The sequence below is a fragment of the Maribellus sediminis genome (genome assembly GCF_011799805.1).
Lineage (GTDB): Bacteria > Bacteroidota > Bacteroidia > Bacteroidales > Prolixibacteraceae > Draconibacterium > Draconibacterium sediminis_A.
Genome location: NZ_WXUB01000004.1, coordinates 509,952 through 523,879, shown reverse-complemented (window position 1 = coordinate 523,879; position 13,928 = coordinate 509,952). Strand labels below are relative to the sequence as shown.

Annotated in this window: 16 protein-coding genes; 3 read left to right on the top strand and 13 right to left on the bottom strand. The window is 42.1% G+C overall.

Annotated features, from left to right (window positions below):
* Positions 1–3: 3 nt before the first annotated feature.
* The 9 genes from arsB to HFD85_RS16885 form a co-directional block, all read right to left on the bottom strand.
* Positions 4–1,098 (bottom strand): ACR3 family arsenite efflux transporter, encoded by a 1,095-nt coding sequence (gene arsB / locus HFD85_RS16925; protein ID WP_167612580.1) that lies wholly within the window; start codon positions 1,096–1,098, stop codon positions 4–6.
* 144 nt (positions 1,099–1,242) lie between these two features.
* Positions 1,243–1,671, bottom strand: a complete 429-nt coding sequence (locus tag HFD85_RS16920; protein ID WP_167612578.1) for an arsenate reductase ArsC — start codon at positions 1,669–1,671, stop codon at positions 1,243–1,245.
* A gap of 9 nt (positions 1,672–1,680) precedes the next feature.
* Positions 1,681–2,154 carry a thioredoxin family protein gene (locus tag HFD85_RS16915; RefSeq protein ID WP_167612576.1) on the bottom strand — a complete coding sequence of 158 codons (474 nt, stop codon included), beginning with the start codon at positions 2,152–2,154 and terminating at the stop codon, positions 1,681–1,683.
* A 40-nt stretch (positions 2,155–2,194) separates the two neighbouring features.
* Complete coding sequence (locus HFD85_RS16910; RefSeq protein ID WP_167612574.1) at positions 2,195–2,968, bottom strand: pyrroline-5-carboxylate reductase family protein; 774 nt, start codon at positions 2,966–2,968, stop codon at positions 2,195–2,197.
* Positions 2,969–2,988: 20 nt separating this feature from the next.
* A complete protein-coding gene (locus HFD85_RS16905) occupies positions 2,989–4,032 on the bottom strand; it encodes a permease (protein ID WP_167612572.1) in 1,044 nt (347 codons plus the stop codon).
* A gap of 34 nt (positions 4,033–4,066) precedes the next feature.
* Positions 4,067–4,768, bottom strand: a complete 702-nt coding sequence (locus tag HFD85_RS16900) for an aromatic aminobenezylarsenical efflux permease ArsG family transporter (protein WP_167612570.1) — start codon at positions 4,766–4,768, stop codon at positions 4,067–4,069.
* Position 4,769: 1 nt separating this feature from the next.
* Complete coding sequence (locus HFD85_RS16895) at positions 4,770–5,177, bottom strand: nitrophenyl compound nitroreductase subunit ArsF family protein (RefSeq protein ID WP_167612568.1); 408 nt, start codon at positions 5,175–5,177, stop codon at positions 4,770–4,772.
* A gap of 12 nt (positions 5,178–5,189) precedes the next feature.
* Positions 5,190–5,423: a thioredoxin family protein gene (locus tag HFD85_RS16890; RefSeq protein ID WP_167612566.1), complete on the bottom strand. Its 234-nt coding sequence runs from the start codon at positions 5,421–5,423 to the stop codon at positions 5,190–5,192.
* A gap of 82 nt (positions 5,424–5,505) precedes the next feature.
* The gene (locus tag HFD85_RS16885; protein ID WP_167612564.1) at positions 5,506–5,802 is read right to left on the bottom strand and encodes an ArsR/SmtB family transcription factor; all 297 of its coding nucleotides are present in this window, start codon (positions 5,800–5,802) and stop codon (positions 5,506–5,508) included.
* A gap of 189 nt (positions 5,803–5,991) precedes the next feature.
* Between HFD85_RS16885 and HFD85_RS16880 the strand changes: the two genes are divergently transcribed.
* Positions 5,992–6,486 carry a glutathione peroxidase gene (locus HFD85_RS16880; RefSeq protein ID WP_167612562.1) on the top strand — a complete coding sequence of 165 codons (495 nt, stop codon included), beginning with the start codon at positions 5,992–5,994 and terminating at the stop codon, positions 6,484–6,486.
* Entirely contained in the window at positions 6,487–6,939 is a 453-nt protein-coding gene (locus HFD85_RS16875) for a MarR family winged helix-turn-helix transcriptional regulator (protein WP_206082006.1), read from the top strand.
* Here the strand turns inward: HFD85_RS16875 and HFD85_RS16870 are convergent.
* From HFD85_RS16870 to HFD85_RS16860, 3 genes are all read right to left on the bottom strand, one after another.
* Positions 6,936–8,171 carry a class 1 isoprenoid biosynthesis enzyme gene (locus tag HFD85_RS16870; protein ID WP_167612560.1) on the bottom strand — a complete coding sequence of 412 codons (1,236 nt, stop codon included), beginning with the start codon at positions 8,169–8,171 and terminating at the stop codon, positions 6,936–6,938. The genes HFD85_RS16875 and HFD85_RS16870 overlap by 4 nt on opposite strands.
* Before the next feature lie 323 nt (positions 8,172–8,494).
* The gene (locus HFD85_RS16865) at positions 8,495–9,205 is read right to left on the bottom strand and encodes a YebC/PmpR family DNA-binding transcriptional regulator (protein ID WP_167612558.1); all 711 of its coding nucleotides are present in this window, start codon (positions 9,203–9,205) and stop codon (positions 8,495–8,497) included.
* A 259-nt stretch (positions 9,206–9,464) separates the two neighbouring features.
* Positions 9,465–10,898, bottom strand: coding sequence for a RapZ C-terminal domain-containing protein (locus HFD85_RS16860; RefSeq protein ID WP_240925068.1), 1,434 nt, complete (start codon positions 10,896–10,898; stop codon positions 9,465–9,467).
* A gap of 83 nt (positions 10,899–10,981) precedes the next feature.
* Between HFD85_RS16860 and HFD85_RS16855 the strand changes: the two genes are divergently transcribed.
* On the top strand, positions 10,982–11,671 hold the full coding sequence (locus tag HFD85_RS16855; protein ID WP_167612556.1) for a YdcF family protein: 690 nt from the start codon (positions 10,982–10,984) through the stop codon (positions 11,669–11,671).
* A gap of 286 nt (positions 11,672–11,957) precedes the next feature.
* Here HFD85_RS16855 and HFD85_RS16850 read toward each other — a convergent pair whose 3' ends face one another.
* The gene (locus HFD85_RS16850; protein ID WP_167612554.1) at positions 11,958–13,724 is read right to left on the bottom strand and encodes a M28 family peptidase; all 1,767 of its coding nucleotides are present in this window, start codon (positions 13,722–13,724) and stop codon (positions 11,958–11,960) included.
* Positions 13,725–13,928 lie beyond the last annotated feature (204 nt).

Sequence of the window (13,928 nt, the reverse complement as noted above, 5' to 3'; positions counted from 1 at the left end):
CTACTAATTGGTAACAGCCTTTTCTGTTTCTCTGAATTTTCGCTTAAGCTGAAGTGCAACATTTACCAAAGCTATCATTACCGGAACTTCAACCAGCGGGCCAATAACTGCCGCAAATGCTTCACCCGAATTCATTCCGAAAATGGCGATGGCTACAGCAATTGCCAGTTCGAAATTGTTGCTGGCAGCTGTAAACGACAATGTTACAGTTTGCTTGTAGTTCGCTCCCACCTTTTTTCCCATGTAAAAAGAAATGAAAAACATCACCACAAAATAGATAAGTAAAGGTATTGCAACCAAAACTACATCACCTGGGATTTTTACAATGTATTCTCCTTTTAGCGAGAACATCACCACAATTGTGAACAGCAGTGCGATTAACGTAACCGGGCTGATTTTGGGAATAAATTTCTGCTCGTACCACTTTTTACTTTTTACCCTGATCAGGATAAAACGCGTCAGAAAACCGGCAGCAAATGGAATTCCGAGATAGATCAGTACGCTTTCCGCGATCTGACCGATGGTAATATTTTCAACCGCAGTATTGGTTGGCACACCAAACCATCCGGGTAAAATGGCTATAAAAAACCAGGCATAAACCGAGAAAAACAAAACCTGGAAAATGGAGTTGAATGCTACTAAACCAGCGGCATATTGCGTGTCGCCTTTTGCCAGGTCGTTCCATACGATTACCATGGCGATGCAGCGTGCCAGCCCGATCATGATGATTCCGTACATGTAAGGTAAGTTGGCATTGTTTTCGCCCGGAAACAGTTTGAAAAACAAGATAGCCAGTGCAAACATCAACACCGGGCCGATCACCCAGTTTTGGATCAGCGAAAGGCTCAGCACCTTGTAATTTCTGAAAATATCGCCCAGTTCCTCGTATTTTACTTTAGCCAGTGGCGGATACATCATTAAAATCAGACCGATTGCAATTGGCAGATTGGTGGTACTATCTTCCGATGGTTTCAGCGATTCCCAGAAATCGGCGATTGCCGGAAATAAATATCCGCTGATCACCCCTGCGGCCATAGCCAGAAAGATCCAAAGCGTTAAATACCTGTCGAGAAACTCGAGACGTGGTTGTGACGGCATATTTCGAATATTTGAATATTAGAATTTTGGAAGGTCAGAATGCAGTCCGAAATTGTGTTTTGCCAACTGCAAAGTGCCTCTCTCTTAACACTAAACTTTGAACATTGAACCTGCCCGAATGAATTCGTTCAGGCGGGCTCTGAACTAACCCAACTGCGGTTTAATTTCTTCATCGTATAATTTTCTGAAACCGGCATTGATTTCATCGCGGACACGGTAATATTCACTCTGAATAAATTCAGGAGTTCCTACTGCATGCGATGGATCGTCGTAACCCATGTGCAATCGGTGTTTGACTTTACCGATAAAAGCAGGGCAACTTTCGTTGGCACCACCACAAACGGTTATCACATAATCCCATTCCTCATCCAGGTATTTTTCTACTGAATCGGACGTGTGCGAACTGATGTCGATTCCAATTTCTTTCATCACTTCCACAGCTTTGTGGTTAAGTTTTCCTGAGGCTTCGGTCCCGGCTGATTCCACCTGGATACGCGCATCAAACGACTGTAAAAAACCGTGCGCCATCTGACTACGGCAACTGTTACCTGTACAAAGTATAAGTACCTTCATGCTACTTTTCTAAATTTTTGATTGAATAATATTTTTAAATTCTTCTTCTGAAACAAATCCGTATTTGCGAAAAACCTCAGTTCCCCGCTTATCGAGTATTAGGTGTGTTGGCACTGCTGAAATGCCATAAAATTTCATCAATTCCTGGCTGTCGGGATTCAAAATCTGAATGACCTGAACATTCACTTTAGCCACCTCCCAATTCTTTAATGATTCCAAAACCGGCTCCATTTGTTTACAAATGGTGCAACCTGATGACTTAAATTCAAGCATGGTAAACTGAAAATCCTGTTTGTTTGCCTGGTAGTTAAAATGCTTCTGAATGTATTCCTTTGCAACAAACTGCGTTTCTTCGGTGATAGATTTCTTCACCTCGCTCCCAATATAGTCGTAGATCTTGCTTTTGAATACCAATGCAACCAGTAAACCCGCTACTACTAGAATCAAAACGATCAGAATGCCATGTTTCTTTATTATATTCATCGAAAATGTCTTTCTAAAACAACTACAGTCTTTTAAAAAACTAGGGCTTAATTTTGCCAAACAATCCCAAGAGTTTCGTATTCAGTATGTTCTTAATTTCGTCTTCGTTCTCTCCAATAGGTTTTACAGGAATCAAATCCATTACCTCGTCAGGATTCAATCCCGATTTGTAGTATAATTTCCAGGCTTTTTTCAAAGTTGATGAAACCGCCTTTTGAGCTTCCTGATCCGATAGGCCGGTTTCGAGTGCGATATGTTGCATTTCCTGCCACTGAAACCAAAAGTAAGTAGGCAACATGGCCGAAACAATCGCATAAGCTTCCAGCTTCGATTCCTCAGTTTCAAAGGTTTTGCCCAATTTCTTCAGCAATTTCAACACCTGTTTTTTCTCTTTCGCATCGAAAGCATCAGAAAAAGTAAGCGGATTGTAACCCTTGTTAATAAACGATGTGGCGTTGGGAATCATTCTTGCCAGCTTCTGGGTTGGCAGAACCGCGGCCATTTTTTCGAGGGTGATTTTTGGAGCCAGTGAAATAACAATGGTTTTTGTAGTTACTGATTCTTTTATTGCCTGCAAAGTTTCCATAACAACCGGAGGGTGAACCGCAATAAAAACAAGGTTTTGCGTAGCCACTTCGGCTGCTGAATCAACAACAGTTATTTCGGAAAAATCGGCATGCAATGCTTTTACAGTGTCAGCATTCGGATCAAAAACTTTTACGGTTTCGGGTAAGGCATTTTTGTTGGTCAGTCCTTGAAGAAAAATCCGTGTGATTCTTCCCCCGCCAACAAATCCTATTGATTTTGATTTCATAATTTTGTTGTTTGATAGTTTTACATGATATAGTTGAAGGTGAATCCTACAATGATAATTCCCAGTGCAACAATCCCAACGAAAATGGCTATAAACTGCCATTTCAGTACTTTTTTCAGGATGATGATCTCGGGTAGCGACAAACCAATAACCGACATCATAAATGCGAGCGCGGTTCCCAGACTTACTCCTTTTTCCATTAATACAGCTACAATGGGAATAATTCCGGCAGCATTCGAATACAGCGGAATACCCAGCATAATGGCCAGTGGAACAGCATACCAACTCCCCTCGCCCATAATCCGCGCCAGTGCATCTTCTGGCACATAACCGTGCGCACCTGCTCCAACGGCAATACCAATCAGAATATAAACCCAGATTTTTCCAACGATATCTTTTACGGTTTCAATCCCAATTTTAATCCGGTCGGAGAAATTCAGGTGTTCTTCGGACTGATTCTGTTGATTGGCCTTCACCTGGAACACCCAGTCGGCCACGTATTTTTGAAGTTTTAGTTTCTCTATAATGAATCCTGAAAAAGTAGCAATCACCAAACCTGTTGCCACATAAATAAGTGCGACCTTCCAGCCAAATAATCCGGCCAGAAGAATTAAGGCAACTTCGTTGATCAGCGGCGCAGCGATTAGAAATGAAAAAGTAACGCCAATAGGTATTCCGGCTTCTACAAATCCCAAAAACAGAGGAATGGCCGAACAGGAACAAAACGGTGTTAATATGCCCAGTCCCGATGCCATAACATTTCCTGCAAACAACGACTTTCCTTCGAGGGCTTTTCTTGTTTTCTCGGGTGAAAACCAACTTCTGACGATGCCCACAATAAACACAATCAACACCAGCAGGAGCATAACTTTGGGTACTTCATAAACAAAAAACCAGATAGATTCGGTGAGGTGTTTTCCTTCTTCGAGGCCAAGCAGATCGTATATCAAAAAATCGGTAATGTTTTCGAGGTTGATGAATACCAGCACCCAAAGCGGCAATAATAAAACCGGGATAATCCAGGTAGTGTTGATCCTTTTTAGTGTCAATACTTTTTCGTTCATTTCTCTCTTCCTTTATTCGCCCCTAAACGATATTTTAGAAATACACCGTGATGATGTAGTAAATTCCTACCAGCATAAAAACCACAGAAATAAACCTTCGGAACCAGATTTCGAAAGTTTTAAGCTTGTTGTAAACTGTGCCAACTCCTGAAAGAGTATACGCAATCAGCCAGGCAAAAATGATAACCGGAATACCCGTCGCAATGGCAAAAACAACCGGCAGGTACAAACCGGATGCACTGCTGATGGTCATCGGGATCAGCATGCCAAAATAAAGCACCCCGCTGTAAGGGCAAAAAGCCAGCGCAAACAAAATTCCGAGTGCCAGCACATCCCAGTAATTCTTAATGCCGTTTTTTTCGAAACGTTGAGTCAGCCTGCTAACTCCGGGAAACTTAATATTCAACACATCGAGCATCAGCAAACCGATGATTAGAAGCAGCGGACCGATAATTTTTTCGCCATAACGCTGAAAGACTCCCGACAGTGAAAACTGATCGGCACCCAAAAAAATAATTAAAGCAAGAACGGTATAAGCCACTGCCCGACCCAGTGTATAAACCAATCCGTTATAAAAAACACGGTTTCGGTTTTCGATGTCTCTGCCAATGAATCCAATTGCAGTGATGTTGGTCGCCAAAGGACACGGACTAATGGCTGTCATCAGTCCCAATAACAAAGCAGTAACAAATGGCAGTGAGCTGTTTTCGAGCAGTCCGCTTAAAAATCCTTCCATGCTATAACAGCGGTTTTATCTTTTTTTCGATTACCTCTTTAAATTTCTCGGGATTGGTGCGTGCATACAAAAATCCTTCGTTGGTGAGATCGACTTTTTTATTGCCTTTTACCACGATCAGCGACTGACTGTTCACGCCCAGTTCTTTGCCTTTCGCTTCGCCCGCCGGCTCGTCGAGGTTATAGGAAGCAAAAGTCACATCACTTCCGAAAAGTTCCTTTACATCCTGTTTTGCTTCCGATTCAATGGCTTTGCAGGTTGCACAGCGTGTGTTTAAATGAAAATAGTAAACATCTACTTTTGCGCTTTTACCTTCCTGAGTTTTTTCGTTTTGTTGTGCCGAAAGGCTAAAACTAACTAAAAGTGCGAATACAAAGCTTAGTAGTTTCGAGTTGATTTTAGTTTTCATTGTTGAAGATTTTTATTGGGTTAATAGATTTTTTAGTTCTTTGTCGTTCGGCAGGCGGCCACTTAAAACCACCTTCCCATCGATGACCAGGGCAGGTGTATTCATCACTCCGAATTGCATGATTTCCATAATGTCTTCCACTTTGCTGACCTCTGCAGCTAGTTTTAGTTCCGAAACGGATGCCGTTACAGCTTTTTCCAGTGCCTTGCATTTAGCACAGCCTGTTCCCAAAACTTTAATATCCATTTTGCCTGGTTTTAAATCAGTGTATTCCATAACGTCGATTGTTCGTTGTTCGCAAAACTGCGAACAAGCAGTATAATTTTTTTTAGCGTTGCATTAATTCTTTAAATAATGTACTGGCTTCTTCCCAGTTCTCCTTATTGATACAGTACTTCACTCTCGGCGCTTCAATTTCGCCCTGAATCAAGCCTGCATCTTTTAATTCTTTCAGGTGTTGCGACAAAGTTGATTTTGCAATGGGCAACTCTTCGCTCAGGTCGCCACTGTAACAACAGGATTGTTTGCCCAGTAATTCGAGCACATAAACGCGTACCGGGTGCCCAAGTGCCTTGGCGTACCGTGCCAGTTTTTCCTGATTATCTGAAAATACTTTTACATCCATAATACAGATTGTTCGTTGTTCGCAAAAATACGAACAGTTTTCTGATGTACAATTTTTTCCTTGTGAAATTTGATTGAATTAATTGTTAAATCATAGGTCTGCAATTTTATATCGCGTGCGATATTTCATCAGACTAACTATATTTGTGTCGCGAACGACATAAATAGGAAAGCATAAAAGAATCAAACAATGGACAACAATTTTTATCAATTCACAGCAAAGAGTTTACAGGGAAAAGAGATCGATATGGAAGCCTTTAAAGGCAAAACTGTATTGGTGGTGAATACGGCCAGCAAATGTGGTTTTACGCCACAATATGCAGGTCTTGAGGAATTAAATAAAAAGTACAAAGATAAAGGCCTGGCCATTTTAGGATTTCCGTGTAACCAGTTTGGAAACCAGGAGCCCGGCGATGAAAAATCGATTTCAGAAGGCTGTCTGATCAACTATGGTGTTACGTTTCAAATGTTCTCGAAAGTTGATGTTAACGGTGAAAACGCTCACCCACTATTCGACTACCTGAAGAATGAACTGGGCGGTACTTTTGGTAAAAAGATCAAATGGAACTTTACTAAATTTCTGATAGACCAGCATGGGAAACCTGTGAAACGTTTTGCGCCGACAACCAAGTCCGAAAAACTGGAACCTGAAATTATTAAGTTACTGGAGCAGAATAAAAACTAAATGATCGTTAATATGGAATACGAGCAATTAAAACTTGGTAACCAGGTTTGTTTCCCGATTTACGCTGCATCACGGCTGATTACGCGTGCGTACCAGCCGCTGCTCGACCAACTGGATTTGACCTACCCTCAGTATCTCGTAATGATGGTGCTGTGGGAAAACGATCAGGTTTCGGTGAATACAATCACCGATAAACTCATTCTGAACACCAACACAGTTACTCCCCTTTTAAAAAGAATGGAAGTTCTGGGTTTGATTACGCGGAAAAGATCAGAAACCGATGAACGCAGCCGTACGATCAGCCTCACAGAAAAAGGCTTGAAACTTCGTGAGCAGGCGGCTCTGGTCCCCATGCAACTGGCCGAAAAACTGGATGTCGGCGAATTAAATATTGATGAAATCATCGATCTCCGCGACAAGCTCAACCGCCTGATCGAAGCCATAAAAAATTAAAAGCTTATTGGCACATTTTCAGGTCGGGCACTGTTGAAATACTTCTGAAACATGGAAAACCGTTGCGATTTCGACTGTGCCCGTTTTTGACGAACAAACTCAAAATGAAGCGGTGAATACTGTTCTATCTTGTTCAGATAATCAGCTGTATACCACTTTTTATTCATACCAACCGATTCGATCACCATGGTTTCGATGCTGCGGTTCATCAAATCAATAAAATCACGGTTACCGGCACCCTCAAAACAACGCATCTCTTCCAAAGCAACGCGGCCAAAATGAATGGTGCGATTAACAAAACTTCCGAGATCTTCTTCGGGCAGGCACGAAAATATGGTTTTGGTAAATGCCAGCGAATCTTCCTTTACATCCTGGATATCGTCAAGCAATTGCAGGTAAACGCCATAACCAAACAGGGCTTGTTCCTGTTCGCGTGTGAGTTTTCCGGCAACCAGGTAACCATCAGCTAAAACCGATGCACCACCTTTTTCAAAACAAATCTCCACTATTCTGTCATCCGAAAGACCATTATCAGCGGCCATTTTCAGGCTATCAGTTTGTCCCTTTTGTATGGCATACAAACTTTCATACACCTCAGTAAAGTTTTTTCGTGGAAATTCATCTTCGAACATACGCACCAGCTTAAACAGTTGCTCTTCGGTAAACGAGGCAGGATTTACTTCCTCGCCATGCAACCTCCGGTTAAAGCGCCGCGAAAAAATCTCCTTCTCTCCTGCAAGAATTTCGGGATCATCGAGAAAATTATCGCTGTACGGATAGATCATTGAATAAGCAAAAACAGATGGTGTAATGCGAACCGGAACATTCAGCATCAACTGAATGCCGTTCATGATCCACACATTTCGCATTCCCTGGTATATATTTTCAGGCTTTAACTCGGGGCCAAAAGCACGTGCCTTGTAAAAAAAGTCTTTCGAAACATCCTTGAATTCTTCCGAAAGAATGACTTTAAGATGATCTTTTTCGAAATCGAAAACTGTTTCAAGAAAAGCTTTGAACATGGGAAAGAAAGAACCTCCGGGATCATTTTTGAGCTTCTGTACTTTGCTGTGGTTTTGCAGGCTTTTTATTTTGGCCTGGAAATGTTCGTAATTCGTTTCTCGTTCGCGTTTTTCTTCTTCAGTATATAACTTTGAAAACTCCGGGAAATGATTGGGACTCGATTCCCAGATTTGTTTGAAATGTTTAATGTATTCCTGAACTGGCAGCATAAGTATTGTTTTGTTCGAATATAGGAGAAAGCCGCCAATAAGGAGGAAGTTTTTAGATAAGCGATGCTTTTTTCGAGGTTAATGCAGCAATTTCGGTGATAAAACAGAATAGAAGTTGAAATAAATTATAAAAATGTAGAAAAATCAAAGCAAGCAAACATTTACGAAATAAGCACCACTCCTAACCTTCCGCCAGCTGGCGGAGAGGAACTGTCCCTTCCGGGGATTTAGGGGGTCCAAAACTACCAGCTTAAACACAAAAAACGCATCCACTTTGTAGTGAATGCGTTTTCTAATTATGGTTGCAATGTTGTAATCAGAATTTATGCGATGTTGGTATAAACCGCCTGTACATCGTCGTCTTCTTCCATCTTATCCAACATTTTTTCAATCTCTTCCATTTGCTCTTCCGTAAATTCAACCGGCGTAGTTGGAATACGTTTTAACTCAGCTTTGGTGGGCTCAATTTTCAAGCCTTCGAAAGCTGATGCCAACTCGCCAAAACTGGTATAATCGGCATACGCATAATATTTACCTTCGTTTTCTTCGATCTCTTCCAATCCGGCATCGATCAGCTCCAGTTCAATTTCTTCCACTTCCATTCCTTCAGGCAGGTCGAATTCAAAAACAGCTTTTCTTGAAAACATGAATTCAAGCGATCCGTTCGGAACCTGACCACCACCGGCCTTATTAAAGTAGCTTTTTACGTTGGCCACTGTACGGGTAGTATTGTCGGTTGCGCATTCAACAAAAACCAATACGCCATGCGGGCCTTTTCCTTCGTAAAACACTTCCACATAATCGGTAGCATCTTTTCCTGAAGCCCGTTTGATTGCCGCATCAATGTTTGTTTTCGGCATGTTTTCATGCTTGGCATTCAGAATTGCCGTACGCAACGACGGGTTCATATCCGGATCGGGACCACCTTCTTTAGCTGCAATGGTTATTTTCTTGGCGAGTTTTGGAAAAACCCTCGACATTTTATCCCAGCGCTTTTCTTTGGCTGCACGGCGGTACTCAAATGCTCTTCCCATGTGTTAGTCTGTTTTTAAAATTTGCTGCGAAAATATAAACTGCCCGCCTAATTACCAAGAAGGTAAGGCGAAAAACATTTACAATTTACATCGAAATGAATCAGAAAATACGAACAACCTTAATCAACTGTTTTATACGAATCGATTTTTTCAGGTTTACAAACCTTTTCTTTCTTGCTTACCTGTGCACCGCATTTCTTACAAGCGTATTTTGCGTGCTCTTTATTCTGAAAATCTTTCTTTTTACATGCTTTTTTGCTCATCTCCAACTATCCTGTTCACGGTGTACTAAAACAACGTTTACAGGATAATTGTTTTGCAAATATTCGCCCAATTTTTCGGCCGAATATACAGAGCGGTGCTGGCCGCCGGTACAACCAAAATTTACCGTTAGGTGCGAAAATCCGCGCTCGAGGTACACTTTAACCGACTGCTCCACCAGTTTTTTGGCAGCGTCGAGAAACAATCCCATTTCCGACTTCTGTTCTAAAAACTCCTGAACTGCCAGATCTTTTCCACTCAATTTTTTATATTCCTCGTAACGGCCCGGATTATTAATGGCCCTGCAGTCGAAAACATAACCGCCGCCATTTCCTGAAGGGTCGTCTGGAATTCCTTTTTTATAGGAAAAACTTGTTATTCTTATGGTCAGATTCGAATCGGATTTACCAATTTCCTTAAGCACTTCCGACTTGCTAAGCTTTTTCAAAACGGCAACCAGCTCGGTTATTTTCACAGGCAGATCAAGATCTTTCAGCAGCAAATCCAGGTTTTTCAAAGCATATGGAATACTTTTCAGGAAGTGTTCTTTTTTCTCGTAAAAACCGCGGAAACCATAGGCTCCCATGGCCTGCATAATACGAATAAGCACAAATCCTTTGAAGTAGGCTGTGAAGCGCTCCTCATCTACCTTCATGTATTTCTTTAGTTCATTCAGGTAGAAATGAAACAAATCCTGACGAACACTTTCCGGGATATCGGCTTTACCGTCGTACAACAACGAAGCCAGGTCGTATTGCAAGGCACCGCGACGACCACCCTGGTAATCGATAAAATACACTTCGCCGTCCTTCAACATCACATTGCGCGACTGGAAATCGCGGTACAGGAAGAAGTTGGAACTTGCGCTCAGCAGGTAATTGCTGAATTGCTGAAAATCATCTTCAAGCGCCTGCTCATCAAACGAAATTTTGGCCAGCTTCAGAAAATAGTATTTAAAGTAATTCAGGTCCCACATCATCGACTGCTTATCAAAAGCCTCGCGCGGGTAGCACACCGAGTAATCGATATCTTTTCCGCCAATGATCTGGATTTTTGGTAAAGCCGTCAGCACTTTTTTGTACTCGGCAATAATATTTTCCGAGAACCCTTCCTCCTCACGTGTTTTACTCAGAAAAGCAAAAAGTGTGGTGTCGCCAAGATCCTCCAGTAAGTATTTTTTCAGGTCGGAACTTACCGTGTAAATCTTCGGAACTTTGATTCCGAGGTGGTACAAATGGTTGGAAAACGACAAGAATGCAGTGTTTTCCTTTACATCACTGTTTAGGGCACCTATTACGGTGCGGTTCTTATTTCCAAGCCGGCAATATTCTCTGTACGAACCCGATTGCGGCAGCATTTCAAACGTGTCAACAGTTTCATTAAACTGATGTTCAAAGAGTTCAAGAATCTCGTTTTTTTCTGAAGTATTCAAAAGCCTGTGTTTTAAATTTTAACTTACTTTTATACGATCAATGATCAAGTATGACCAAACTGAAAGTCAAAAGTATCTATTTTTTGAAACTACTGAGAAATTTCTTTGTGATTGCCGGCGTGTTTTTCACCATTTGTGTGTTGATAGCTTTCACAACCTGGCCCTACTGGGGCTATCACTGGCTGGGAACAAGCAAAGCGGAATTGAGCTGGCAACCTGAATTCATTGTGCTTTTAGGTGGCGGAGGAATGCCAAGTCAGAGTAACCTGATGCGCAGCTGGTATGTTTCGCAGGCCTGCAAAAGTTTCCCCGAAGCCAAGGTAATTGTGTCCATGCCCGGCAACGCAGCCGACAGCACCAGCACTCCCCGAAAAATGAAAGAAGAGTTAGTGTTAAGAGGCGTTAACGCATCGAGTATAATTTTAGAAAGCGAAGGAACCAACACGCGTTCTCAGGCATTAAATTGTGCCGGACTGGTGAATTATAAAACGCCAATTCTGCTGGTTACTTCGCCCGAACATATGCGGCGTGCAGTGCTTTGCTTTCGGAAAGCAGGATTTGAAAAGGTAAATGCCGTGCCTGCCTTTGAAAATGCAGCCGAAGCCGATTTTACTTTTAAGGATGATGAACTGGGTGGAAATAAATTACTCGTGCCTGATGTAGGGAACAGCATGAACGTGCGTTACCAGGTATGGAATCACCTGAAGTACGAAATCCTGATCGTTCGCGAAATGCTGGCTCTCTCCTACTACAAATTAAGGGGCTGGATCTAAAAAATAAGGATGTCGTCCGTCAGTTGACGGATGACATCCTTACTCGTTTACCCCTAGTTCCCCTGAAGGAGAATTACTTGTCAGAATATTTTGAGATTTCTGTACCCTCTCTCCTGTCTCTCCCTTTTTAAATGGAGAGACGATCAGTCCCTGCAATAAATGATCTTATGTGATCAAATTGCACTGTATTTGTCTAAAACCACTGACCATTCGTCCTTCCCTGTATGAGGGAAGGATAAGAGGATGGGTGGATACGTTCAGCTATTTATTGAAATTTAATGGTGTTTTACAGTTCCACAATCAGCACCGTTTCTTTTTCACCACGAATGATGTCCACCGAAACGCGGGTTCCGGCTTCGAGTGTTTGCAAACGGGCCATATAATCGTAAATGTTTTTTACGGGTTTACCTTCGATGGCGGTAATAATATCGCCTTTTTTCATGCCCGCTTTGTACGCCGGCTTGTCTTTGGTAACACCGTCGATGCGCATTCCGCGTTTTTCCAGTCCGGCATAATCGGGCATAATTCCGAACGTTACTTTAAAACGGCCGCCACGGCTGCGTTGAAACTTACTTCCGGCTTCCTGGAAGGTGAGTTTTTCATCGCGATTAGCCAGTTCTTCCAGTACAGCGGCACCGTATTCCATCACTTTTTGCGCACCTTCGTAATCAATCAGTTCAGCATCATCGAGCGGTGTATGGTAATCGGGATGAGCGCCGGTTGAGAAAAAGAAAACCGGAATATCCTGCAGGTAAAACGATGCATGATCCGATGGCCCGATACCTTCGCCTGAAAAAGCCAGTTCAAATCCGGGATTTAGATCGGTAAGGATCTGTTCGGTTTCTACCGATGTTTTTGTTCCGCCAATGCTGATAGCGTTGGTTGTTGTATCCAGCCGGCCAATCATATCGAAATTTAACATGGACACAACACTGTCTAAACCAACTGCCGGATCGTTTGTAAAAGCTTTCGAACCTACCAAACCCATTTCTTCGGCACCAAAAGCTATAAAAATGATGCTGCGTTTGTTGCTCTTTTCTCCGGCCATTTTTTCTGCCAGTTGAATTACCGCGGAAACGCCAGAAGCATTGTCATCAGCACCGTTGTGAACGGCAATGGTATCCAAAGCACGCGAGCCCGATCCCGGTCCACCCATTCCTAAATGATCGAAGTGAGCACCAACAACCACATATTCATTTTTAAGTGTTTCATCGGTTCCGGGTAACATTGCCACCACATTCTCTGTTGTTTTTTCTTTCAGATTAACATTTACAGTAGCTTTTACAGTAGCCTCAGTTGACAAATTCAAACCGGCATTATTTTCTTCCATTTTAGCCTCGAGCGAAGCAATGGTTTCGCCTGTTCCTTTCAGAATTTCGTTGGCGACTTTCCGGGTAACCTGCAACACAGGAATTGAAAAACGACTGCTGTTTTTGTCAAAAAATAAGGACGACAACTCGTCTTTATCATTAAATTTTGGTCCGGCAACCAGAATCAAACCGGCAGCATTTTTATCGGATGCCACAAGACCTTTTGCGCGTTTAGTAGAAAACTGAAGGTAAGGACTGTTTGGATTATCTAAATCGGGATCGCCCTGCAAAGCCAGAATCCATTTTCCGGAAACGTCGGTTCCGGAGAAATCATTCCACTTTAGTGAATCCTGATCCACTTCCAGGCCATAGCCACAAAAAACTACGCCGGCTTCAACAGTTGAATTGGCAGAAAAAGCGTAAGGCTGAAAATCAACTTCAGGAGCAAATGACTCAGAACCAACCTGTAAATTATTCCCTTCGCCCATTTCTGCAGAGGCTACCAGGTTGAAATACTGAAATCCATTATCGTAAAGCAAATCGAGCCCGGCACTTTCGAATTTCGAACGTATAAACTCAGCAGCCAACTTATCACCGGCTTCACCCGACATTCTTCCTTTTAATGAATCGGACGCCAGATAGCCAATATTTTCCTGTATCTCAGGAATTGTAATCTCAGGATTATACTTTGGGCCACAGGCGGCAACTACCAAAACAATCAGTATAAAATAAACAGACTTCATCTTTTTAAAATTTCAAATGAAACAATTTGTTACAGAATCGGTTTTAACAACATTAACCACTTACCGCATCGCTGAAACGGTCGCGTAGTATTAACCATAATTCATTCGTTCAAATTTATCATTTTAATTGGGAACTCATGTAACTAGCATAAAACACAATCATAATCCTATAATTTAAATTACAATGCTCGTTTAATCATTATA